The 24,260-nt window shown below is 63.4% G+C and carries 23 protein-coding genes; 8 read left to right on the top strand and 15 right to left on the bottom strand.

Annotated features, from left to right (window positions below):
• Positions 1-14: 14 nt before the first annotated feature.
• A complete protein-coding gene (locus FJV80_RS13770) occupies positions 15-800 on the bottom strand; it encodes an ATP-binding cassette domain-containing protein (RefSeq protein ID WP_142876652.1) in 786 nt (261 codons plus the stop codon).
• Positions 797-1,849, bottom strand: coding sequence for an ABC transporter permease (locus FJV80_RS13775; protein ID WP_245318382.1), 1,053 nt, complete (start codon positions 1,847-1,849; stop codon positions 797-799). The genes FJV80_RS13770 and FJV80_RS13775 overlap by 4 nt, the downstream gene beginning before the upstream one ends.
• Positions 1,850-2,016: 167 nt before the next feature.
• Between FJV80_RS13775 and FJV80_RS13780 the strand changes: the two genes are divergently transcribed.
• Entirely contained in the window at positions 2,017-2,901 is an 885-nt protein-coding gene (locus FJV80_RS13780) for a GntR family transcriptional regulator (RefSeq protein WP_095790405.1), read from the top strand.
• Positions 2,902-3,054: 153 nt separating this feature from the next.
• Here the strand turns inward: FJV80_RS13780 and FJV80_RS13785 are convergent, their stop codons facing one another.
• The 10 genes from FJV80_RS13785 to FJV80_RS13825 form a co-directional block, all read right to left on the bottom strand.
• A complete protein-coding gene (locus FJV80_RS13785; protein ID WP_246688964.1) occupies positions 3,055-3,819 on the bottom strand; it encodes an SDR family NAD(P)-dependent oxidoreductase in 765 nt (254 codons plus the stop codon).
• Positions 3,820-4,426: 607 nt separating this feature from the next.
• Positions 4,427-5,152 (bottom strand): ABC transporter permease, encoded by a 726-nt coding sequence (locus FJV80_RS13790; RefSeq protein ID WP_142876653.1) that lies wholly within the window; start codon positions 5,150-5,152, stop codon positions 4,427-4,429.
• Positions 5,149-5,862, bottom strand: a complete 714-nt coding sequence (locus tag FJV80_RS13795; protein WP_095793309.1) for an ABC transporter permease subunit — start codon at positions 5,860-5,862, stop codon at positions 5,149-5,151. Before FJV80_RS13795 ends, FJV80_RS13790 begins: the two co-directional genes overlap by 4 nt.
• A 77-nt stretch (positions 5,863-5,939) precedes the next feature.
• Positions 5,940-6,737, bottom strand: a complete 798-nt coding sequence (locus FJV80_RS13800; RefSeq protein WP_142876654.1) for a transporter substrate-binding domain-containing protein — start codon at positions 6,735-6,737, stop codon at positions 5,940-5,942.
• Positions 6,738-6,810: 73 nt separating this feature from the next.
• Positions 6,811-7,473 (bottom strand): ATP-binding cassette domain-containing protein, encoded by a 663-nt coding sequence (locus FJV80_RS35705; RefSeq protein ID WP_348643969.1) that lies wholly within the window; start codon positions 7,471-7,473, stop codon positions 6,811-6,813.
• A gap of 206 nt (positions 7,474-7,679) precedes the next feature.
• Complete coding sequence (locus tag FJV80_RS35025; protein ID WP_348643968.1) at positions 7,680-8,699, bottom strand: DUF2817 domain-containing protein; 1,020 nt, start codon at positions 8,697-8,699, stop codon at positions 7,680-7,682.
• A 148-nt stretch (positions 8,700-8,847) separates the two neighbouring features.
• A complete protein-coding gene (locus FJV80_RS13810) occupies positions 8,848-10,341 on the bottom strand; it encodes an FAD-binding oxidoreductase (RefSeq protein ID WP_142876655.1) in 1,494 nt (497 codons plus the stop codon).
• Positions 10,338-11,459 carry a histidinol-phosphate transaminase gene (gene hisC / locus FJV80_RS13815; RefSeq protein WP_142876656.1) on the bottom strand — a complete coding sequence of 374 codons (1,122 nt, stop codon included), beginning with the start codon at positions 11,457-11,459 and terminating at the stop codon, positions 10,338-10,340. The genes FJV80_RS13810 and hisC overlap by 4 nt, the downstream gene beginning before the upstream one ends.
• Positions 11,460-11,506: 47 nt before the next feature.
• Positions 11,507-12,634: a 2Fe-2S iron-sulfur cluster-binding protein gene (locus FJV80_RS13820; RefSeq protein ID WP_142876657.1), complete on the bottom strand. Its 1,128-nt coding sequence runs from the start codon at positions 12,632-12,634 to the stop codon at positions 11,507-11,509.
• The gene (locus tag FJV80_RS13825) at positions 12,631-13,671 is read right to left on the bottom strand and encodes an aromatic ring-hydroxylating dioxygenase subunit alpha (RefSeq protein WP_142876658.1); all 1,041 of its coding nucleotides are present in this window, start codon (positions 13,669-13,671) and stop codon (positions 12,631-12,633) included. The genes FJV80_RS13820 and FJV80_RS13825 overlap by 4 nt, the downstream gene beginning before the upstream one ends.
• 123 nt (positions 13,672-13,794) lie before the next feature.
• On the opposite strand from FJV80_RS13825, the gene FJV80_RS13830 reads away from it, so the two are divergent.
• Positions 13,795-14,724 carry a LysR substrate-binding domain-containing protein gene (locus tag FJV80_RS13830; protein ID WP_095775952.1) on the top strand — a complete coding sequence of 310 codons (930 nt, stop codon included), beginning with the start codon at positions 13,795-13,797 and terminating at the stop codon, positions 14,722-14,724.
• 27 nt (positions 14,725-14,751) lie between these two features.
• Here the strand turns inward: FJV80_RS13830 and FJV80_RS13835 are convergent, their stop codons facing one another.
• Positions 14,752-15,012, bottom strand: coding sequence for a hypothetical protein (locus tag FJV80_RS13835; RefSeq protein ID WP_142876659.1), 261 nt, complete (start codon positions 15,010-15,012; stop codon positions 14,752-14,754).
• Between the two features lie 206 nt (positions 15,013-15,218).
• Positions 15,219-16,118 carry a GNAT family N-acetyltransferase gene (locus FJV80_RS13840; RefSeq protein WP_142876660.1) on the bottom strand — a complete coding sequence of 300 codons (900 nt, stop codon included), beginning with the start codon at positions 16,116-16,118 and terminating at the stop codon, positions 15,219-15,221.
• Between the two features lie 230 nt (positions 16,119-16,348).
• Here FJV80_RS13840 and argE point away from each other — a divergent pair, with 230 nt between their 5' ends.
• From argE to FJV80_RS13870, 6 genes are all read left to right on the top strand, one after another.
• On the top strand, positions 16,349-17,473 hold the full coding sequence (gene argE, locus FJV80_RS13845; RefSeq protein WP_142876661.1) for an acetylornithine deacetylase: 1,125 nt from the start codon (positions 16,349-16,351) through the stop codon (positions 17,471-17,473).
• Between the two features lie 11 nt (positions 17,474-17,484).
• Complete coding sequence (locus FJV80_RS13850) at positions 17,485-18,408, top strand: glyoxylate/hydroxypyruvate reductase A (protein WP_142876662.1); 924 nt, start codon at positions 17,485-17,487, stop codon at positions 18,406-18,408.
• A 23-nt stretch (positions 18,409-18,431) separates the two neighbouring features.
• Positions 18,432-18,785: a cupin domain-containing protein gene (locus FJV80_RS13855; RefSeq protein ID WP_095775980.1), complete on the top strand. Its 354-nt coding sequence runs from the start codon at positions 18,432-18,434 to the stop codon at positions 18,783-18,785.
• A gap of 167 nt (positions 18,786-18,952) precedes the next feature.
• Complete coding sequence (locus FJV80_RS13860; protein WP_142876663.1) at positions 18,953-20,416, top strand: aldehyde dehydrogenase family protein; 1,464 nt, start codon at positions 18,953-18,955, stop codon at positions 20,414-20,416.
• Between the two features lie 10 nt (positions 20,417-20,426).
• A complete protein-coding gene (locus tag FJV80_RS13865) occupies positions 20,427-21,470 on the top strand; it encodes a tartrate dehydrogenase (RefSeq protein WP_142876664.1) in 1,044 nt (347 codons plus the stop codon).
• 17 nt (positions 21,471-21,487) lie between these two features.
• A complete protein-coding gene (locus tag FJV80_RS13870) occupies positions 21,488-22,948 on the top strand; it encodes an NAD-dependent succinate-semialdehyde dehydrogenase (RefSeq protein WP_142876665.1) in 1,461 nt (486 codons plus the stop codon).
• A 35-nt stretch (positions 22,949-22,983) separates the two neighbouring features.
• Here the strand turns inward: FJV80_RS13870 and FJV80_RS13875 are convergent, their stop codons facing one another.
• Complete coding sequence (locus FJV80_RS13875; protein WP_142876666.1) at positions 22,984-24,258, bottom strand: FAD-binding oxidoreductase; 1,275 nt, start codon at positions 24,256-24,258, stop codon at positions 22,984-22,986.
• Between the last annotated feature and the right edge of the window lie 2 nt (positions 24,259-24,260).

Raw genomic sequence — 24,260 nt, forward strand, 5'->3', positions numbered from 1 at the left:
AAATCTCGAACGGATCAGGCTCCAACGATCATGGAAACCAGCTCCTGCTTGTTGTCCTTGGTCGGAACAAGTTCACCAACCTTGCGGCCCTGGCGAAGCACCACGGCGCGATCGGCAAGCTCGACGACATGCTCCATATTGTGGGTGATGAGGATGACTGCGTTGCCCTGGTCACGCAGGGCAGCAACGAGGTTGAGCACCTGGCGTGATTCGCGCTGGCCAAGTGCTGCGGTCGGCTCGTCGAGGATCACAACCTTGCGGGCAAAAACGGTCGACCGCGCCACTGCGATGGCTTGCCTTTGGCCGCCCGACATCATGGCAACGACGGCGTCGAGCCGCGGCAAGGTGACCTTAAGGTTTGCCAGCAGAACGCGGGTCTCGGCATCCATCTTGCGCTGTTGAAGAAATCGCAGGCCGCGCGGAAGCCATGGCGGCCAGGCCAGTTCGCGACCGGCAAAGAAGTTCTGTCCAGGCGTCAGATTGTCGAACAGCGCCAGGTCCTGGTAGACGGTCTCGATGCCGGCGAAGCGCGCATCCGCGGGGGAGCGTACCTGCGTCGGCGCACCGTCCAGAAGGATCGCGCCGGCATCGAGTTGGTGCACCCCGCTGATGCATTTGGTCAACGTCGACTTGCCGGCGCCATTGTCGCCGAGAAGCCCGAGGATCTCGCCGCGCCGGACCTCGATGCTGACATCGTCCAGCGCCATGACCGAGCCGAAACGCTTGGTCGCGCCTCGCACCGCCAGCACAGGACGGTCGGCAGAGGCTGTATGATCGACGCTGGCCGCAACGGCACTCATGACTGCCTCCCGGCCTGCATGACGCGCACACGCCCTTCGAGGTAGTTGCGCAGCACGTCGGACTCGACCGCTATGACGATGACCACGCCGATGACGATGAGCTGGAAGAAGACGTTGACGTTAAGCAGATTCAGCGCGTTGCGGATGACGCCGATCATGATGGCACCGATCAAGGCATGGCCAAGATGGCCGCGGCCGCCGAGAAAACTGGCACCGCCGATGATCACCGCCGCGATCGTATCCAGTTCCAGCAGATTGCCGAACAAGGGCGAACCGGCGTCGGTACGGCCGGCGAGGATGACCGCGCCGATGCCGGCGCACAGCCCTGAGATCACATAAACCGAAACCAGCACCCATGACACGGGAATGCCCATGCGCACGGCAGCGTCAGGTCGGCCGCCGACGGCATAGATCCAGCGCCCCCAGACCATCGTCTTGGCCATGACGAAAAGGACCGCGGCAACGCCGGCAACGACGAAGACCGAACCCGGCAGACCCCAGACCGCCTCGCGGCCCAGCGCATCGATGGCCTCCGGCATTCCAGGAATGGCGCGCCCATCGGCCAATTGGAGTGCCAGGCCCTTGGCGATGCTCAATGTCGCCAGCGTGATGATAAAAGGATGCGGCAACCGGCCGAAGACATAGAAAAGCCCGTTGATGGCGCCGACCGCCGCCCCGCAGCCAACCATCACCGCGATCACTGCGACTGCGGGAGCACCGGCGTGAAAGCTGAGCGCGCCGACGACGGAAGCCAGTGCAACGTTCGAGCCTACGGAAAGATCGATCCCGCGTGTCAGGATGACCAGATGCTGCCCCATTGCGACAACCGAGATAACGGCGGTCTGGGCGAGGATGTTGCTGAGGTTGCGCCCTGTCAGGAAATAGGGTGACAGAAAGCTAAGCAAGACGATCAGCAGCACCAGGATGACGACCGGACCAGCACTCAGCAGGGCCAGCCCAAGCGCAAGGCCTGGAACGGCTTCCTGCTTCCCGGACTCCGGCAATGCGGCCTCGCCGGCAGTGGTGCCGGTGTTTCCCGATTCAGGCAAAGTTCTCCTCCCCGCCGAAAGCTCGTTCGAGCCCTCGCCGTCAAAACTTTTGCTGTATTTCAGCTTCTTCTTATCGATAAAAAACAACCACCATCACTTGGTCAAGTTGTTTTTTATGGATAAAGTTCATGCTAGAAAGGACAAGGTGTTGCTCCGAGGAAGAACCGATGCGAACCGACACTGTGTACAAAAAGGCCTTCAACCGCGCCGCCACCATGCTGCGGGATGGACAATTAAGCGGGGAGCTCCCCTCCGAAAATGAGCTGAGACGGCGGATGGGAGTGAGCCGTACGACCGTTCGAAAGGTTCTGGGAGAACTTGCCCACCGCGAACTCGTCGCGGAGCGCGGCGGCGTCCGGACGGCAGGCCGCGCGGTCGAGGATAGCGACTACTATCCCGACGCCGAAACCACGTCGCGGGCCAACCATGTCGAACAGCAGTTCATGGAGTGGATGCTGCGGGGTGACACCAGGCCTGGCACCAGTATCAACGAGCTCGAACTTGCCCGGCAGTTCGGTGTCGCGACCAACGGTATTCGTGAGTTCCTGATCCGGTTCAGCCGATTTGGGCTGCTCGAGAAAAGGCCGAACACCGGCTGGCTTTTCAAGGGCTTCACGGAGGATTTCGCTCTTGAGCTGTTCGAGATCCGGGTGATGTTCGAGCTGCGCTCGGCGCATCTCTTTTCACGGCAACCCAACACGTCTCCGCTGTGGGATAAGCTCGCCGCGCTCAAGGTCGCACATACCGAATTGCTAAAGCGGATTGAAAGCCGCTATCACGACTTCTCCGGCCTCGACAACCGCTTTCATCGGCTCATAAACGAGGCTTCTCCGAACCGCTTCATCGACGATTTCTACGACATCATCAGCTTCATTTTTCACTACCACTATCAGTGGAACAAGCATGATGAACAGCAGCGCAACCAAGCTGCGATTCTGGAGCATCTGGCCTATATCGATGCACTCGAAAGCCGCGATCCCGAGCGCATCAGACGGGCCTGCCAGGCGCATCTCGCTTCGGCAAAGGCAACGCTGATGCGCTCGCTGGTCTGAACTTTGTGGATGGCGGAAGCTCCGCTGAGGAATCGACGCATCCGTCAGGAAGTTGGTGGACCGTCGCTTCAGCCTCGGCGAATGCGTTGGCGATGCCGTTTCCAGTGCTTTCCATAAACCCGACCCGATCGTGAACGACCGGTCGTCTCAGAGTCAGCCCTTGCGCTCCTGAAGGCTGTTGCCGCCGTCGACCACCAGCAGGGCGCCGTTGACGTAGCTCGCGCCTTCCGATGCCAGGAACATCACCGCTGCGGCAACCTCGTCCGGTCGCCCGGGCCGCGCCGGTGGCGTGTGCAGGGCAGCTTGCCGTTCCATCTCGCTCGACGAACCTGTTTCGATCCAGCCGGGCGCTACGGCATTGGCCGTGATGCCGCTTTTTGCCACTTCGAGCGCCAGCGTGCGCGTCAGGCCGACCATGCCGGCTTTGGCGGCGGAATAGGCTGATGTGCCTTCGAAAGCCACCAATGGCCCGGTGACCGACGCCACATTGATGATACGCCCATAGCCTGCCTTTACCATCGCCGGCAAAAACGCCCGGGTGACCAGGAAGGCGGTCTTCAGGCTGACGGCAATCCCTTGGTCCCAGTCGGCCTCCGTCATGGCGAGAAACGCCCGGTCGGCCGAGGGCGATGCCAGCGAGCCCATGCCGGCATTGTTGACCAGGATGTCGACAGCGCCGACATCCGCCCGCAGCCGCGCGACTTCGACTGCGATGGTGAGATCGGCGACCGCGGCTTTGGCATTGATGTCTTCGGCGCAAAGCTCGGCGGCGCGATCGAGTACACGCGCGCTGGCACCGCTCAGGAAAACGGCATGACCGGCAAGGCCAAGCTGCCGCGCGATGGCAAAGCCAATGCCGTCGGCAGCACCCGCCCCTGTGATCAGCGCACGCTTGTTGGTAGACGAAGGCAAGGTCAAATCAGGCTCCCCTGGTTGCGCGGCCGCTGCTTCACCACGCACTTTGGCGGCCGTGCTGCGAAGATTTGCTCGCAACATTCCGCGCCACTTTGCGTTCTCGAAATGCCGAAACCGGTCGCTCAGTGGTGTCCGCTCTGCTGCCGGAAGCTTTCTCCTCAGACTTCATCCGACTAGGATGAGACCACAGGCCGAACTATGCAAGAGTGTGATCTTTCTAAGGAAAATCAATGGTTTAGCGGATTGTTGGCCAGCCCATATCCTTCGTACGATCTCGTATGGTCTGGCGAACCCGAAAACAACGAACGAGATTGATTACTGGCTCGACATACCAATTTAGCCCGAGTGGCCCAGGACTCACTTTGTGATTGGCCGAAATGTGGCCGGACACGGACGGCCCGCTTTCGGAGCAGCCCAAAGAGAATGCGGTAGTTTGGGCCCGAGATCGCCCTTGGCCGAGGATTGCATTCTCCAGGGGACGGTGGACGAATGAGATAGGGGCAACCTTTCGGGTCGCGAACCCTAAGGCCGACGCGGTCCCGGGCTTATCGATGATGATGGGTTGCAGAGAGCGGGCAGATCAAACAGCCAATCTTAAGATGTGACGAAATCACTGTAGATCGACCTGGGTGAGCGCTACCGATTTTCGACGAGAAGACGTCTCGTGCCGCATGAGAAAGCGTTCAAGGACGCGGACAATCGCGATCAGCAGCAGGTTGATCACCAGGTAGAGCACCCCGGCAATGGCGAATATCTCGAAGATCGCGAAGGTCTGGCTCATCAGCCGCTTGGCGTAACCGGTGATTTCGAGCACCGTGATCGTCGAGGCGAGGCTGGTGCCTTTGACGACAAGGATCAGCTCGTTGCCATAGGCCGGCAGCGCCTGGCGGATGGCGAGCGGGAACTCGATGCGGCGGAACCGCAGCATGCGCGACATGCCGCACGCCTGGGCTGCTTCGACGAGACCGACCGGAACCGACATCAATCCGCCGCGCAGGATTTCTGACGTGTAGGCGGCCGTATTCAATGCAAGCGCCAGCACGGCGCAGCGTGCGCCGTCGCTGATCACCCACCACAAAGCCGCATTGTCCTTGATCAGCGAAAGCTGGCCAAGCCCGTAGTAGAACAGGAATATCTGCACCAGCAGCGGAGTCCCGCGAAAAACATTGCTGTAGTATTTGGCGAAACCTGACAACAGCCGGTTCGACGACAGCCGCATCAGTGCCAGACCGAGGCCCAGATTGAAGCCGATCAGCACCGAAACGAAGGTCAGCGCTGCCGTGACCCATAGGCCCTTCAGCAGAACGGGAGCCGCAAGCTGGATGAGGTCTATCATACTGCTTTTCTCGTCCGCAGCCTGAGCAGGCGTTCGATCCCGTCGAAGCCGGCCTGGCTTACAAGGGTGATGAGCAGATAAACCACCGCCGCGATCAGGTAGAAAATAAATGGATGGCGCGTGGAATTCGCGCCGATGAAGGAAACGCGCATCAACTCCTGAAGACCGACCACGGAAACCAGGGCCGTATCCTTGATCGTCGTCTGCCAGACATTGTTGATGCCGGGAACCGCGATGCGCAGCATCTGCGGTGCGATGATGCGGCTAAAGATCCGCCAACCCGACAGTCCCAGCGCGCGAGCGGCCTCGATATGCCCATCGGGGATCGCGCCGAGCCCCCCGCGCACGACCTCGGTCGAATAGGCGCCGGAGATCGCGCCGATGGCGATGACCGCGATGACGAACGCATAGCCGCTCTCCGCGACACCGGCATAGCCGAACGCTGTCACGACCTTGGTCACGAATTCAACCGAACTGAAGAACAAGAGATAGATAATGAGCAATTCGGGCACCCCACGCACCAGCGATGTATAGGCATCGACCAACAGTGAAAGCGGAAATATCCGGGCCCATTTGATGAGACCGCAGACGATGCCGATCACCAGACCGGCCGCCATGCTGACGAGACCGACGAGGATCGTTATCGACGCGCCGCGCAGGATGGCGGTGACCCAACCCGCTTCCCAAACCTGCCAGAGACCGAATTCCATCTGAGTTCCCTAGATGTGCCGCGTGAATGAGAAGCATGCGCCCGGCAGCCCGGACGCATGCGAGAGCTTTTCAGCGTTTATTTGCAGGGCCGGGAGATGTCGGTCTTGAACCATTTCTGGCTGGCCTTGCCGACCGAGCCGTCGGCGATCAACTCGCAAAGCGCCTTGTCGATCTTGGCCTTGAGTTCGGTGTTTTCCTGCGCGATGCCGACGCCAATGCCTTCGCCGAGCGTCGGATCGAAGGTGCTCTTGATCTCGACGCCGACCAGCTGAAAATTCTTGCCATCGGGCTTGTCCAGGAAGTCCTGCAAGGCGGATTGATCGGCGAAAGCGGTATCGATGCGGCCGCTCGCCAGGTCGATCTGCATCTGGTCGAGCGTGTCATAGGTCTTGAGATCGGCATTCGGTGCGCGCTTCTCGAGGAAATGTGCGTGGGTCGTGCCGGCCTGCACGCCCACCTTCTTGCCGTCCAGCGATTTCAACAGCGTGTCGACATCAGTGATGGCGGCGAGATCCGAACCCTTGGCCGCCACGAACATGTTGGCCAGTTCGGCATAGCCGACGCTGAAATTGATCTCTTTCTTGCGGTCGGCGGTGATCGACATGCCCGAGATGATGACATCGAAGCGCTTGGCCTTCAGTGCCGGGATCAACCCGTCGAACGCCTGCACGACGAAATGGCACTTCACGTCAAGCTTGGTGCAGAGCAAGGCGCCGACATCGGCGTCGAAGCCGGTGACATTGCCGTTCGCGTCGGACATGCTCCATGGCGGGTAGGCGCCTTCCGTGCCGATGGACAGCTCGCCTTCGGCCGCCAATGCGCTGCCCATGGTTCCCGTGAGAAAGGCGAGCAGCGTCAAGACTTTCAGTTTCATGTCAGTTCCCCTTGTTGTTGGTCTTCATTGCAGTTGTCCGGTCCGAACCGGACGCTTCGAGGATGCGGCTTCCTCACAGTGTCCGGGCCAGGAATTGGCGCAGACGCTCGGAGCGCGGACTGCCGAACAGCTCCGCTGGCGCACCCTCTTCCTCCACCTTTCCCTGGTGGAGAAACAGAACCTTGTGGGAGACCTCGCGCGCGAACTGCATTTCATGCGTCACGAGGATCATGGTGTTGCCTTCCTCCGCCAGCTGGCGGATCACCCGCAGCACCTCGCCGACCAGCTCGGGATCGAGCGCCGAAGTCGGCTCGTCGAAGAGGATGACCTTGGGCCGCATCGCCAGCGTGCGGGCGATCGCCGCCCGCTGCTGCTGGCCGCCGGACAACTGGCCGGGATAGTGGGCATGCTTGTCGGCGAGCCCGACCTTCTTCAGCAAGGCGTACGCGTGTTCGATGGCCTTCTCGCGCGGCTCTTTCAGCACGTGCCGGGGCGCCTCGATGATATTCTCCACCACCGTCATGTGCGGCCATAGATTGAAGTTCTGAAACACCATGCCGACGCGTGCACGGATACGCTCGACCTGCGCCATGTCGGCCGGACCAAGACGGCCGTTCGACACCGGCTTCATCTTGATTACCTCGCCGTCGATGGCGACCTTTCCGCCGTCCGGCTGTTCCAGAAGATTGATGCAGCGCAGGAATGTACTCTTGCCCGAGCCTGACGAGCCGATCATGGAAATCACTTCGCCGGCGTGAGCGGTAAGATTGACGCCCTTCAACACCAGAAGCGAGCCGAAGCTCTTGTGAAGCTCGTCGATCTGTACGGCCGGCGTCGTGATCTTTGCTTCGTCAGCGGGCGCCGGATCGGCAACCTCAGCGCGAACGGTGGGTGGCGACGGTTCGCCCTTGATGGCTTCGTCCTGATCCAGCTCGACCGCCTTCAGGTCCGCCAGCGCACGGTCGAAATGGCGCAGGCTGCTGGACAGGCAGGCGCGCTGCCAATCCGGATCATCCGGAATGAAGGCCGAGCGCAGCGTCTCCCGGATCCGCTTGCCGAGCGGCGAATCGAGCTTGCCGAACAGATGCAGCCAGTTGTCGGCCTGCACCGCTTCCATGACGGCAGCCCCTCCAGGGTGCCGCATTCGACGACAAGCGGCAGCACGCGCGCGTTCGGCATTGCCTTGCGCACGGCGTCCGAGACATAGCCAGTCGCCGTCGCCGCGATGCCGGTGCCTGTCTTGGCGCCCGGGCCTGTCAGCACGGTCGTCAGCGCTGGCCCGAAGATGGATTTGCCCCAGGCAAGACCGGCATGCTCGGAACTCGCCACCGAAAGCAGTGCCGGATAACCGTAAGGCCCCGCTCCCGTATGCAGGTCGAAGACGATGGCCTGCCGCGCCTTGGCGGCAAAGGTCTTCAGGATTTCGTTCAACGTCCGATTCGACCAGACAGGGCCGCCGCCGCCATAGAACATCCCGTCGGCGAACTCATATTGGCCCGCCTCGATAATCGCCGCCAGCCCGGCGTGCCCAAGCCTCTTGCGCGCCGCGGCGAGCTTCTCGTCAGCCGCTATTCGATCCGGCCCTTCCCACTCGCGGTATGCCACGGCGTCGTGGAGACCGGCATAGCCGTTGTTGACCGGAGCACTCGCCGACCAGTCGATGAAGTTGCGGTTGAGGTCGACATTGTCTTCGTTGACGCGCCGCAACCACGCCGTGCCCCAGGGATTGATGAGATGGATGGCAAGGATCGCGATGTCGTCAGGCAAGCGCCGCAGGTTTTTCTGCCCAAGCCAGGCGGTCTGGCAGGTCGAGCCGAACGGCCCCTCGACGCCATGCGTGCCCGAGATGACCACGATCAGCTTGCGCGCATCGCGTCGGCCCAGCAGCGCCACATCTGTCGCCAGCGTCTCGCCATCCGGTCCGTTCAGCGGATGGACATACTCGGACAGTTCTGCGCCCACCCGCTCCGCCGCTTCGCGAAAGCCCTGGCGCAAGGCGGCAAAGTCGCCGGGATAGGCTAGTGCCGGCTCATCATGGCGCGTCGCTGATTCCACGGGACGTCGGGTGGTTGCGGTCAATCCGTTCATTCCCTGCGGTTGCGGCATGGGGCTACTCATCGTCGAGGTCGCTCGCGTTCTTGAGGGGCAATCGGTTCTCATTGCCGGAAAGGGATGGGCTTGAGGACCGGACGAACCAGGCATCGCGGGGAAGCACCTTGTCGGGGTTCATGATCGACCGCTCGTCCAGCGCTCGTTTCACGCGCTCCATCGCGTCGAGCTTTGTCGGGTCAGCTGTCGCCAGCAGGGAATGGATGCGTTTTGACCCAATTCCGTGCTCGGCGGAAAAGGAACCGCCAATCTCCCCGAGCTGCTGATAGAGGACGCACTCGACAGCGATCGCCACGTCAGGCGCCAGCGGGCCCTTCCGGTTGAGGATGATGTGCAGGTTCCCATCGGCGAGATGTCCGAAGACATAGGGTGCAAGATCCGGTTCGACGGCGGCGAGCCCGGGCAGGATTCTGTCGAGATAGGCCGGAATTTCCGACAATGGGACAGACACGTCGAAGGAAGGCGCGTGGGGATGAGCGCGGTAGAGCACGCTGGTGTCCTCGCGCAGCCGCCACAGGTCGTCTTCCTGCCGCCGCGAGTCGGCGATGATGCCGGTCGCTTCGGGATACTGCTGCATCGTCTCCAAATAGATCCGCTCGAAGTCCTCGCGCAGCGCGCTTTCGCGCGCGCCGCCAAGCGACAGCAGCAGGAACAGCGGCTGATCGAGCGGCACACTGCGTTCAGACCATTCATGCGCGGCGGCGGCCAGGCTGAAATACGAGGTCCACATCGCCTCGGCCGCGCGCAGATGCCCGGCATCCGATTCAAGCGCCAGCCGAGTTGTCCGCAGGGCCGCCTCGACCGATGGCAGCCCGAACAGCGCGGTCGCTGTAGCGCGCGGTGAAGGATCGAGCTTGACGGCCACTCGGGTGACGATGCCGAGCGTGCCCTCGGCGCCGATAAAGAGATGCTTCAGATCATAGCCGGCGGAATTCTTCACCACCCGTGTCAGGTCGGAATAGACCGATCCGTCGGCCAGCACGGCCTCGAGGCCAAGCACGCGGTGGCGCATGACGCCGTTGCGAAAGGCCATCACCCCACCGGCGTTGGTCGACACCATGCCGCCGATCGTCGCCGAGCCGCGCGCGGCAAGGTCGATGCCCGGCTCCAGCCGGTGTTCGCGCGCGGCCGTCTGCAAGGCTTCGAGGGTGACGCCGGCACCGACCACCGCCACGCGTTCAAGCGGATCGAGCCGCTCGATGCGGTTCATGCGCGCCATGGAAAGAACGATCTCGCCTGGCCACGAAACGTCGCCGCCGACCAGGCCGGTCTTCCCGCCTTGCGGCACCACCGGAACCTCGTTCTGGCGGCAGATGCGCACCACCGTCGCGATTTCGGCGGCCGATGAAGGCGTGACGACGATGCCGGGGCCGCAATCCGCGTCACTGGTGCGTACGTTCGCGGCGCCAACGGCGTCGCGGATCGCGTCGACAACCAAAAGCGGGACCGCCCGTTCGTCCCGTATCGTTTGCCTTGGAGACACGAGGCCGCTCATTGCGCCATCAACCCCTGAAGCGCTGCGATCAGTCGGTCATTGTCAGCCGGCAGCCCGATAGTGGCGCGCAGATAGTGCTCATAACCGGCTTCGCGCCACGCCTTGACAATGATCCCCTGCTCCAGGAGGGCAGCGGCAAGGCTCGAACTGTCGCCTTTGCAGTCAAAGAAAAGGAAGTTTGTCTGCGACTGCGCGACCCGCAGGCCAAGGCCGGCAAGCCCGGCGGCGGTGCGCACGCGCTCGGCCCTGACGCGGTCGGCCGACGCCTTCATCCAGCTTTCGTCGGCGAGTGCAGCGATGGCCGCGGTCTGCGCCGCCGCATTGACGTTGAATGGCGTCTTGGCGGCGGCAATCACTCTTGCCAGCTCGAGGCCGGAGCAGACGGCATAGCCGACGCGCAGCCCCGCCAGGCCATAGGCTTTCGAGAACGTCCGCAGCACCACATGATCGATGCCGCTGCCGCGCAGGACCTCGATGCCGTCCGGCGCGCCGGCATCGGCGAATTCGAAATAGGCTTCGTCGAGGACAAGAAGGGTGCCTGGCCGTACCGCGCCGATCAGCCGTTGCAGGCTGGAATGGTCGAGCCCCGGCCCAACCGGATTCCAGGGCGAGGATATGAAAACGAGACGCGGCCTGGCGGCGATCGCCGTTTCAAGCGCGGCAAGGTCGAACCCCATTTCGGGTGTCATCGCCACCTTGATGACATCGGCGCCTGCCGCCAGGGGCTCTATCTCATGCAAGCCGAAGCTCGGCACCGTGGTCACGACAGAGGCGCCCGGCACCAGGACGGCGCGCGAGATGGCGGCGATCATCTCCTCGGAGCCGTTGCCGGCAACGATCAGCCCGGGATCGACACGAAGTCTTTCGCCAAGTGCTGCTCGCAACGCCGTGCAGGCCGGATCGGCATAGCGCCATGGTTCGAAGGATGAGGAGGACAATGCGGCCATGACGGCCGGAGAGCAGCCGTCCGGGTTCTCGTTGCTGGCCAGCCGGGCAATGTCGTGACGGCCACTCAGCTTCCGTGCCATCGCGATGTTCATGCCTGCATTGTAAGGTGGCAAGGCCGCGATATGCGGATTGAGCGGCAGGCTCGACGCTGGTTTGACCGACTGTTCCAAATCCCGACTTCCGTTTCCCCGCGCCCAGACGCGGCATCAAGATCTTGTCAAATATCCAGGACGACTGATCCGCTCGGCCTGGAGCAGCACAGCAGCACTTCGCCTGCTCCCAGCTCGTCCAGGGGTTCTTCAAAATAGGCGACTTCACCCGAAACCAGCCGCGACTTGCATGTCCCGCAGATGCCGGACCGGCAGCTGAATTCCGGCGCCAGGCCCTGGTCCTCGGCAAAGTCGAGCAGCGATGCCGCCTTGCCATCCCAGACCGCCGTAAGTCCCGATTTTCGAAACTCCACAGTGGCCACCTCGCCCGCCGGCTCGATCCGTGCCTGCTGCGCCAGCGCGGCAGGGGCTCGGGCGGCATCAGGCTCCAGCACTGTTGCCGGGCCGAAAAATTCGTATGCGATGCGAGGCTTCGGCACGCCAAGCCCGCGCAGCATGACGTAGACCGCCCGCATGAAAGGCGGCGGGCCGCAAAGGTAGAAATCATAGTCGTCGATCGGCAGCAGACGCTGCAGCACATCCTTTGAAATCATGCCTTCGCTGTGGAAGTGCCCGTCGGCCCTGTCGCGCTCCGACGGAAACCGATAACAGTAGTGGGCGCTCAGGCCAGGCCGTGTTGCGACAAGGCCCGCGACTTCATCACGCAAGGCATGCACATCGCCGTTCTCGCAGGCGTGAATGAAGACGGCACGGCGATCCGGCATTGCAGCCAGCGCATGCAGCATCGATACCATCGGCGTCAGCCCAACGCCGCCGCTGAGCAGCACCACCGGACGGCTGCTGGCCTTGTCGAGCACGAAATCGCCGCGTGGCCCTTCGGCCTGGAGGACATCGCCAACGTCGATCCGGTCATGCAGGAAGCACGAGCTTGCTCCGTCGGGCAGACCCGGCGCGGGTGCTGCTTCACGCTTCACGCTGATCCGGTAGCGACCCTTAGCGGCCGGGGAACAGGAGACGCTGTAGTTGCGCAGCACATATGCCTTTTCGCCGGCTCCCTGCGGCATAGGTATCTTGAACACCAGGAACTGCCCTGGCTCGAAGTCGCGCCAGTCCTCTGGATTGACCGGCTCGATATGGAACGACGTGATGATGGCGCTTTCGCGCACCTTCGCGACCACCTTCAGGTCGCGAAATCCGCTTCTTGCGATAGTGTCGCGAGCGGTGAATGCGTTCATTCGGCGGCCGCCAATTCCTGGCCCTCGCTGGCGATCAGCTTGGCCAGGTTGCGGCGGAAGCGCAGTGGCCCGACATCGATCTTGAGATCGAGATTGGGTGTGCGCTTGTTGGCCATGCCCTTGTGCACCGCATTGAGCACGGTGCGATCCTCATCGAAGGCGCCGCGCACGGAGGTGGCGAACTGGCGCGAAACCTCCAGATCGTCCGGGGCGAAATTGCGCATCTGGAACCAGTAATATTTGGTCTGGTTCTCATCGACCGGCGTCATGAAATTGTAGCTGTCCATGAGGAACACGTCCTCGTGCAGCGGCTTGCCTTCGCCGCCGGTGCGGGCGGGCACGAAGATCGCCTTGATGATCGCGTTGGAGGGGTAGCGCACCTCATAGTGCTGCTTGCGGTCGCAATTGCCGGAGAATTTGAGGAAAGGCGCATAGAAGGGCGCCGGCGCGGCATCGACCACCCAGCGCCATACGGTCACGCCGTCGGCGCCCACGGTGGTTTCGAGCGGTACATCCTCCATGGCCTGGACGCCGCCGAAGGACGATTGGTGGACCCACGACACATGCGAGGGGTCGAGCAGGTTGTCGGTCATGTAGAGATAGTTGCAATCGAGCGCCATGGACTCGCCGCGATTGACGCCCCATGCCGGATCGCCCCAATGGTCGACGGCGAAAATCAGCGCGGGGTCGGCCTTTGACGCCTCGCCCATCCAGACCCAGAGCAAGCCGTAGCGCTCGGCGATCGGATAGGAACGAACGCAGGCGACATGCGGTATCTTTTCGGCGCCCGGCACCCGCGTGCAAGTTCCCGTGCTGTCGAAGGTCAGGCCGTGGTAGCCGCATTCGACTGTATCGCCCTTGATGCGGCCCATCGACAGCGGCAGCTTGCGGTGCGGACAAGCGTCTTCGAGTGCAGCCACCGCGCCGTCGGTGCGGCGGTAGAGGACAATGTCCTCGCCAAGAATCCGCGTCGGCACCAGCCGGTCGGCAACCTCATGGTCCCATGCGGCAACGTACCAGCAGTTTCGAAGAAACATGGCGTCCTCCCAGGCTTGTGAACGCCCAAACGATTATCTTGCGGACCGGGGACGACATAGGCCTTGCATCTGCGTTCTATTTTAGAAAAACTAAACCAAGCTGACCCGAGGATCGTTGCCCAGGTGAACAAGACGCCCCCGCTGCGTGCGATACAGGCCTTTGAGGCGTTTGGCAGGCGTGGCAGCGTGACGGCCGCGGCAAACGAGCTCGGTGTATCCGTTGGCGCTGTCAGCCAGCAGATTCGCAAGGCCGAGGATGCCTTGGACGCACGGCTTCTGGAACGTCGCGGCAGGAGCGTCGCCCTTACAGCGCTGGGCCGCGTCTACCACGCGGCGGTTTCCATCGGCTTCGAAAAGATACGCGAGGCCCAGGATGTCATCGAACGGGCCCGTTTCGCCGACACTTTGACCATCTCCTGCCTGCCGTCGCTCGCCAGCAAATGGATCGGTCCGCAGCTTCTGGATTGGCAGATCGGCCATCCCGGCGCCACCGTGCGGCTGGTCGGCGCCGAGACAGAGCCAAGGCTGAGCGCCGAACAGGTCGACTTCCGCATTTCCTACGGCACCAAATATCGTGATTTCGAGCACTACACCGAGTTGTTCACCGACTGGGTGGTGCCGGCCTGCTCGCCCGCGCTGCTGGCGAAACATCCGGTCCGTAAGCCCGCCGATATCCTCGATCTGCCACTTCTCAGTATCGAATGGGCGCGCGACCATCGCTCGCCGCCTACATGGGCGGAATGGGCGGCAAGCATCGGCGCGGTGCACCGCAAGACATCAGGTGAAGTCGCCTTTTCCCTGTCGAGCGCCGCGATCGATGCTGCGGCCAACGGCAGGGGCTTCGTGCTGGCACAACTGTCGATGGCCGCCGACGACATCGCCTCGGGAAGGCTTGTGGCGCCGTTCGACAAGCGTATCAGGCTGCCGGAGCCCTATTTCCTGGCCTGGGACCGGGCAATGCTGGAGAAACCTTTTGGGCCGGAGCTGCGAACCTGGATTGTTTCAATTTCCAAGCGGCTTGGCGCAACCTTGGCAGGTTTAGCCGAGCGCTGATCTCGGGACGCACATTCCGTTCTGTTCTCACAAAGACCGAAGGTCGGATGGTCGCTGACTGAATGTCCGAAAGGCCCAAGTGGTCGGAAAAGCCCCGTCGCACATCCGCCCTTCGCGATCGAGTTTTAGCCGACGCTCGACCTCGGCCAGCAGCCGGAAGCCGCGCCGCCATGTCCGTTCTCGCCACATCAATTCAACCTCGATGATTACGACAAGGGCAAAACTGCTCGCCCTCCCCGAGTTCTGACGGACGATCATCGGCAACGTCTTGACGCTCGCTGCCGCCATCGCCGCCTTCAACCCGCTGTGCGCCTGTCCAATCCCGAACGCGTCCCGACTGGCTCCTCAGGCGCATTAGAGACGACGTCGTGAGCAGGACAGCGGCAGCGAGGACCCAGTAGTAGCAGGCGTCGAACCCGAAGAATCTGAAGGCAAACGGGGGCGATGATAGACACCACCCCGACGGCCCGATTGACGCAAAGTCGAATAGCAACCTACCCGAGAGTTTGGCTTGCCAGGGCATAGCTCTCCGGTCTGGTCGCACCGCCGACGGCAAAATCGGTTAGGCGTTTACCCAGCGACATGGTCAGCACCGTGTCGAAGACTGGCATTCCAGCGTGCGACAGAAAGGTGGCGAACTCGCCAGTGTCCATGTGGGTGTCGATCCGCAGGAATGACCCTAAATGGTCATGGACGTGTGGCCGGACGATCGCCACGGCATCGGCGTCGCTTTCCGCCACGACCGGCCCCACGACGTGGCCCCTCCCGAATGGCCGGCAGAGCGCGAATGCGCTCAGCCTGCCATCCTTGAAAAGACCATAGCCGGCCGAGTGTGCGAAAAGCCTTTCGATGAGCGCCGCCCGCCTCACGCCAAATCCTGCCGCGTCGAGCGCGATCGCTGCCGGAATATCCTTTGGGTCCAAGGTCCTGACATCGAGAAAGTCCGCCGCGCGACCCGTCGTCTCCAGGCGGGCGATGCCCTGGCATTGATAGACGGTCTTCTCCGGCTGGAAATCGAGCGAGAGATAGAGCCGCCTTGCCGCGCGCGTTGCATTGAGACGCAGATCGCAGCCGACGACGTTCTCGAAAACCCGCTTCATCAGCCATTGCCCCGCCCCCAGCGTCTGTAGTCGCGGCGAGGTGATCACCATGCCCACGGTCGCGAAATCGGTACCATGCGCGAACCACATGGCCGAACCAAGAACCCGGCCGATCTCATCGAGCGCCACGAACCCGTGTCCCGACTGCCGCAGGAATTGCCAGTCTTCAGCGCGATGCGGCCATCCCACGGAGAGCGAGAGTGCATGCAAGCGGTCCAGCTCAACGCCTTCGATGTCGCCAATCCGCATCGAGAAGGTATCGATTTTCAAGCTTCCGGACGGCTTCAATTCCATGCCCCTGAAAGATTATCGTACTAGAAGGCGACGCGTCGCTGGCTACTTTCCGGCTGCCAACGCTAAACAAGCAGACCGATACGATTTGCTCGAAAGCCATGCGGCAACGCTAGATTCAACTGAAACACTTCCGCTTTCGGCACGCAATCGCGAAAGAACGCGCACATCCTCCGACGGCATCGATCCCGGCAAACCCGAAATGCCAAACCCGAAATGCTTTGAGGGCTGGAATGGACGTCTTCGACATCCTGGACCGACTTGTCGCCTTTCCGTCGGTCGCCGGCAAGCCGAACGGCGATATCGCCGGCTGGATCGAGGCCTATCTCGCAGAGCACGGGACGCAGGCTGCCCTGCTCCGAGGGCCGGAAGCCGACCGGTCCAATCTGTTCGCGACGATCGGCCCCGCCAACGTCCCTGGCTATATTCTGTCCGGCCACATGGACGTCGTCCCCGCCAGCGAGCCGCAATGGAGTTCTAGCCCTTTCGCGCTGCGCAAGGAGGGCGAACGGCTCTATGGACGCGGCACCACAGATATGAAGGGGTTTCTTGCCGCGGTGCTCGCGACGGTGCCTCTCTTGGCGAAAATGCACCTTGCCAGGCCGATCCATCTCGCCTTCTCCTATGACGAGGAGGTGGGGTGCCGCGGTGTACCGCATTTGATCGCCCGCCTTCCCGGACTTTGCGCGAAGCCGCTCGGCGTTATCGTTGGCGAGCCGAGCGGCATGCGCGCCGTGCGCGGCCACAAGGGCAAGGCGGCCGCCCGCGTGATCATCAACGGGCGCTCCGGCCATTCCTCCCGACCCGATCTTGGGCTCAACGCCATCCATGCCATGGCCGATACGCTGAGCGCGGCCGTGACCGAGGCCGAACAGCTGACGCACGGTCCGTTCGACCCTGCCTTCGAGCCGCCCTACTCCTCGCTGCAAGCCGGCGTGGTGACTGGCGGACATCAGGTCAACATCATCCCCGACACCTGCACGCTGGACCTCGAGGCGCGCGCCATACCCGGCGTCGACCCCGCCAGCCTGCTGGCGCCTGTAAGGGCGCGAGCAGAGGCCCTTGCGGCCCACGGCTTTCGCATCGAATGGGCGCCGCTGAGCGCCTATCCGGCGATGTCGCTGCCGCCAGATGCGCCGCTTGCGGGACTGCTGCACGCCTTGACCGGCGAGGCGCCGCTTGCCGCCGTCAGCTACGGCACGGAGGCCGGGCTTTACCAGGCCGCCGGGTTCGATGCGATCATCTGCGGACCGGGCGACATCGACCGCGCCCACAAGCCGGACGAATACATACTCACCAGCGAACTCGCCACCTGCCAGCGATTGATCGAGGCGCTGGGCGCCCGCTGCGCGGCTTGAAGGGAACCAGAATGACATTCCTGTTCAATTCCGATGCGCGGCGCGGGGCGATCTTCGCCGATGCCTTCGCCAAGGAGCTGCCGGACGTCCTCTTCACGATGGATGCCGCAACGGTCGATCCCGACGCCGTGCGCTATCTCATGACCTGGACCGCGCCAGAAGACCTCGCCCGCTACAGGAACCTGGAGATCCTGTTTTCCATTGGCGCCGGGGTCGACCAGTTCCGCCTCGATAGCGTACCGGAGCAGGTGAAGATCGTGCGTACGATCGAGGAAGGCATCGTGCGCATGATGCAGGAGTATGTGGCGCTGGCCGTGCTCGCCCTGCATCGCAGCCTGCCTGCCTATCTGGCGCAGCAGCGCGCCGGCGAATGGCGGGACGTCCCCCAGCTGCAGGCCGGGTCGCGCCGGATCGGCGTGCTCGGCCTCGGGCAGCTTGGCCAGGCCGTCCTCGACCGCCTGAAGCCCTTCGGCTTTCCGCTCGCCGGTTGGAGCCGCTCTCCACGGCAGATCGAAGGCGTGACCTGCCATCACGGCGAACTCGGGCTGGAGGAGATGCTCGCGGCCAGCGACATACTGGTCTGCCTGCTGCCGCTGACCGAGGAGACACGCGGTTTCCTCGATGCCCGCCTGTTTGCGAAGCTGCCCAAGGGCGCGGCCCTCGTCCACACCGGCCGGGGCCCGCAGCTCGATCACAAGGCGCTTGTCGCCGCTCTCGACAGCGGCCACCTTTCGGCGGCGATGATCGACGTGACCGATCCCGAACCGCTGCCGGCCTGCCATCCTTTCTGGCGGCATCCAAAGATCGTGCTGACCCCGCATGTCGCCAGCGTCACCCAACCCGTGACAGCCGCGCTGGCCGTCATCGAAAACATCCGCCGCCACCGCGACGGGCTCGACCCTATCGGGCTCGTCGACCGGTCGCGCGGCTATTGAAATCCAAGCTGAAAGGCCATCCCTTGTCCCTGCTCAAGACCGTCGATACCAGCCCTGCATTTCCCCCGCGCGAATCCGGGGCGCTGCCTGAACGGCTGATTGCCGGCAACCCCGCCTTCAAGACCTGGGCGCAGGACGTCGCCAAGGACGACCTCGTCCATACCGGCGTCTGGGAGGCGACGCCTGGGGAAACGCGCTCAATCAAGGGCGACACTTTCGAGTTCTGCCACATCCTCTCGGGCGTGATTGAAATCACGCCCGATGGCGGCGAGGCGGTGACCTACCGCGCCGGCGATAGCTTCGTGATGAAGCCTGGTTTCACCGGTGTCTGGAAGACCATCGAGACGGTGCGCAAGATCTACGTGACGGTCGGATAGCGGAACCTGCATGACGTACTGGCCTGCGCCGAAGAATTTGCCGTCTCTTGCCTCGAGCACACAACATTCATCGGCAACGGATCACCGAACAGCGCATGCTGCCTGGCAGTACGCGCTACGCTCCAGTCAATGCTGGAAAGCGGTCACCCTATGAACCGAGCCTCGATATGAGCCTGAGCTTCGATCCGGATACGGTTCCCCTCCCGATTGGCCATTTCATCGGCGCAGAGCTTATCGCGGGCGATGGTGCGATCGAGATGCGCCGTCCGTCCGACGGCAAGGTCTATGCCGACTGTCCCGTGGCCGACGCGGATATCGTCGACCGCGCTGTGGAAAGCGCCAAGGCGGCGCTGAAGGCCAGCAACTGGGGGGGCGTCAGGCCGCGCGAGCGCACAAGGGCGCTGCACGCCTGGGCCGACCTGATCGAGGCGGAAGCGGCAACGCTGGCTCGGATCGAGGCGCTGTGCTCGACCCGGCCCGTCGGCCAGCTCATCGCCGGCGACATCGCCGTCACCGCCGAGCAGATCCGCTTCTTCGCTGAGTTCGCCGACAAGGAAGGCAGTGAGCTGGTGCCTACCGACGACACCACTCTCGGCATGATCATGAGCGAGCCCCACGGCGTGGTCGGCGCGATAACGCCGTGGAATTTCCCCATCTCGATGGCCGGCTGGAAGCTCGGCCCGGCGCTGGCCGCAGGCAACGCGGTCGTGCTGAAGCCCTCCGAGATGACGCCGTTTTCCGCTGTCTGTTTGGCGCAACTCGCGGTGAAGGCAGGCCTGCCGGCAGGGCTCGTCAACGTGGTGCTCGGCGATGGGCCGACGACCGGCACGGCGCTGACCGGCCATGCCGAAATCGCCAAGGTCTCCTTCACCGGCTCTACCCGCGCCGGCTCGGCCATCATGGAGAACGTCGCCCGCACCGGCGTCAAGCCGATGACGCTGGAACTGGGCGGCAAGAGCCCGCAGATCGTCTTTGCCGATGCCGATCTCGACAAGGCGGCGACGGCGATCGCCGGCAGCGTCACCTTCAACGCCGGCCAGGCCTGCGTGGCCGGCACGCGTCTGATCGTCGAGAAAAGCGTCGCCGACAAGCTGACGGCCGCGATCCTGGAGAAGATGAAGGCGGCACGCCCCGGCCCGACCTGGGACGAGGCGACGCACTATTCACCTGTTATCTCGGAACGGCAGCGGGCGCGTATCGACGGCATCGTGCGGGCCGCGATCGGGGCCGGCGGCGAATGCCTGAGCGGCGGCAACGTTATGGACGACCCCGGCTATTTCTATGAGCCGACGCTGATCGCCAATGTCGATCAGGCCAATCCGGCGATCGTCGAGGAAATCTTCGGCCCGGTCCTGACAGTCCAAACCTTCGAGACCGAGGACGAGGCGCTGGCGCTGTCCAGCCATCCGACCTATGGGCTGGCTTCCGGCCTGTTCACCTCGGACCTGTCCCGCACGATCCGGTTCGCACGCAAACTCGAAGCAGGTACCGTCTGGGTCAACCGCTACAGCCGCTCGCGAGACCATATTCTGCCCACCGGCGGCTACAAGCGCTCCGGCATCGGCAAGGACCTTGGCCGCGAAGCCTATCTCGCCAACCGCAGGACAAAGAGCGTCCTGATCAGCCTGTAAAGAGATGCCGATGAAGTCCTATTCGATCGCCCTGATCCCCGGTGATGGCGTCGGACGCGATGTGACCGCCGCCGCCTGGTCCGTGCTGGAGACAGCGGCCGAGCAGGCCGGCTTTGCCTTGACCGGAACCGAGTTCCCCTGGTCCTGCAAATTCTACAAGGAAGCCGGCCGCATGATGCCGCAGGACGGCATTGAGACTTTGCGCAGCTTCGATGCGATCCTGCTAGGCGCGGTTGGCTGGCCGGCGGAAGTGCCGGATTCCGTTTCGCTGCACGGCCTGCTGCTGCCGATCCGCAAGGCATTCGTGCAATATGCCAACATCCGGCCGCACCGCCTGCTGCCAGGCGTGACAGGCCCGCTGCGGGCCGAGAGCTTCGACATATTGTGTATCCGCGAGAACACCGAAGGCGAATATTCGGGCGCCGGCGGGCGCGTGCATCAAGGCACGCTGGACGAGGTCGCCGTGGAGACCTCGATCTTCACCCGTGCCGGCGTCGAGCGCATCCTGCGTTTCGGCTTCGAGCAGGCGCGGACACGGCGCGGCAAGCTCGCCTCCGTCACCAAGTCCAACGCGCAGAAATACTCGATGGTGTTCTGGGACGAGATCGCGCGAAAGCTGGCCGCGGAATACTCTGACGTAGCCGTGACCAGCTATCATGTCGACGCGCTCGCCGCGCGCATGATCATGGCGCCGGAGAGCCTCGACGTGGTCGTCGCCTCCAACCTGTTCGGCGACATCCTCACCGACATCGGCGCGGCGATCCAGGGCGGGCTCGGCTACGCCGCCTCGGCCAACATCAATCCCGATCGCTCGGCGCCGTCCATGTTCGAGCCGGTGCACGGCTCGGCGCCCGACATCGCGCATCTGGGCATCGCCAATCCGATCGCCGCCATCTGGTCCGGCGCCATGATGCTCGACCATCTCGGCGAAGCGGCCGCCGCCGGCCGGGTCATGCAAGCGGTCGAAGCGACAACCGCGCGCGGCATTGGAACCACTCCGGGCAAAGACAGAACGGAGGCCATCACGGCCGCCGTCGTCGCCGCGCTCTCCTGATTGCAAGGTCGTTCTCGATGAAAAACCTCAAAGACAAAAGTCTCTTCCGCGAAGTCGGCCTGATCGGCGGTGAATGGGTCGCTGCCGGCTCCCGCAAGACGGTCGATGTTGTCGATCCAGCGACCCAGGCGGCGATCGGCACGGTGCCCGATATGGCCGGTCCGGAGACTCGCGCGGCCGTAGAGGCCGCAGCGTCCGCCTATGGGGATTGGAGGAAAAAGACCAACGCTGAGCGCGCCGGCCTCCTGGAGGCCTGGCATGGCCTCATGCTTGCGCATCTGGACGATCTCGCGCTGATCCTGACGACCGAACAGGGCAAGCCGCTGGACGAGGCCAGGGGCGAGATCCGCTACGGCGCTTCCTTCGTCAAATGGTTTGCGGAGGAGGCACGCCGCATCAATGGCCACACCATCCCCTCGCCGACGCCGGACCGGCGCATCATCGTGCTGAAGGAACCGGTCGGTGTGTGTGGCATCATCACGCCGTGGAACTTCCCCAACGCGATGATCACCCGCAAGGTCGCGCCGGCGCTGGCCGCCGGCTGCACGGTGGTGATCAAGCCGTCCGAGTTCACGCCCTATTCGGCGCTGGCGCTCGGCGTGCTTGCCGAACGGGCAGGCATCCCCGCCGGCGTCATCAACATCGTCACCGGCATGCCGGCCGAAATCGGCAATGAGATCATGGCGAACGAGACCGTGCGCAAGATCTCCTTCACCGGCTCGACGCGGGTCGGTTCGCTGCTGATGCGCGGGGCGGCCGACAGCGTGAAGCGGCTCAGCCTCGAACTCGGCGGCAACGCACCCTTCATCGTCTTCGACGACGCCGATCTCGACCTCGCTGTCGAGGGCGCTCTCGTCTCCAAGTTCCGCAACGGCGGCCAGACCTGTGTGTGCGCCAACCGCATCCTCGTGCAGTCCGGAGTCTATGAAACCTTCGCAGCGAAGCTTTCCGCCCGTGTCAACGCCATGACGGTTGGACCCGGCACGCAGCCCGGCGTCGCCATCGGGCCGATGATCAACATGGCAGCGGTCGAGAAGATAAACCGCCATGTCGAGGACGCGCTCGCCAAAGGTGCAACGATTATCACCGAGAGGCCGGGATTGCCGGACGGCCCTCAATATGTCGCGCCGCTGGTGCTGACCGGCGCCACAAAGGACATGCAGCTCGCCGGCGAGGAAACGTTCGGCCCGGTCGCGCCGCTTTTCCGGTTCGAGACGGAAGAAGAAGCGATCACGCTGGCCAACGGCACGCCCTACGGGCTTGCTTCCTACTTCTACACCGAAAACCTGAAACGCGCCTGGCGCGTCGGCGAGGCGCTGGAATTCGGCATGGTGGGTCTCAACACCGGCTCGGTCTCGATGGAGGTCGCCCCCTTCGGCGGCGTCAAGCTGTCCGGCCTCGGGCGAGAGGGCGCGCAGGCCGGCATCGAGGAATATCTCGAGATGAAGAGCTTCCACATGGGAGTAGGCAGTAGGTAATTGGCAGCAGGGAATTGGTAGATTCTGCCTACTGCCTACCTCACCCGGTCGAGCGCCTTGTAGTAGAGGCCGACCATCGGCAGGAACCAGGGTTTGCCGGAATAGCCGGGAATGGACGGCCACTCGAGCCCCTTCAGCGGATTGCGGTCCTCGCGGCCGAGCATGGCATCGGCCATGATCATGCCAAGGTGCGTGGAAAGCTGCGCGCCGTGGCCGGAATAGCCCATCGCGTACCAGACGCCGTCATGGTAGCCGGCCCGTGGAAAACGGTCCTTGGTCATGTCGACCAGCCCGCCCCAGCAATAGTCGATCTCGACCTTGGCGAGCTGCGGAAAGATCGCCGCGAGGCCTGCCCGCAATATCTGTCCGCTCCTTGCGTCGGAGCGCTGGTCCGATGTCGCCGAGAAGCGTGCACGGCCGCCGAAGATCAGGCGCCTGTCGGGCGAGAGCCGGAAATAGTTGCCGATATTCATCGAGGTCACGCATGTCCGGTTGCCGGGCATGGTCGTGGCGATCTCGGCGTCGCTTAGCGGCCGCGTGGCGATGATGAAGCTGCCGACGGAGATGATCCTGCGGCGGAAGTAACCGAAATTCGGAGTCGTGTAGGCGCCGGTCGCCACCAGCACATTGTCGGCGCTGATGCGGCCGCGCGAGGTGGTCAGCTCGTGCCTACCGCCGGCCTGCTTGCGGTCGGTGACCGACGCGTTCTCATGGATCACGGCGCCGTGGCGGGCGGCCGAAGTGGCGAGGCCTGCCACATAGCGGCCCATATGCATCATGGCGCTCTTCTTTGACAGCATCGCGCCATGGAAGGGCGAGCCGATCTCGGACTTGAGATCCGCCGCCGACAGCAGCGCCGTATCCGGATCCACCTCGGCATGCAGGGCCTCGAAATTGCGGGCGATTGATGCAAAATGCTGCGGCTTCGAGGCGAGCTTCAGCTTGCCGGCGCGGCGAAAATTGCAGTCGATGCCTTCCTCGGCGACCAGCGCCTCTATAGTGTCGACGGAGTCGTCCAGCGCCCGGTAGAGGGCGATTGCGCGTTCCTTGCCGAGCTCCGCCTTGGCGGAGAGGTAGCTGTGGGCGAGGCCGTTGTTGAGGTGCCCGCCATTGCGGCCGGATGCGCCCCAGCCGACCCGCTCCGCCTCCAGCACGACCACCTTGGCGCCGGCCTTCGCCAATTGGCGCGCGGCGGCGAGACCAGTGAAGCCACCGCCGATGACGGCGGCATCGTAGTGCCCCTCGACCGGGCCTTGCGCCCCGCCGGAAAAGACGGGGGCCGTGTCGTGCCAGTAGGAGACGAACTTCATTG

The sequence above is a fragment of the Mesorhizobium sp. WSM4310 genome (assembly GCF_007003935.1).
Lineage (GTDB): Bacteria > Pseudomonadota > Alphaproteobacteria > Rhizobiales > Rhizobiaceae > Mesorhizobium.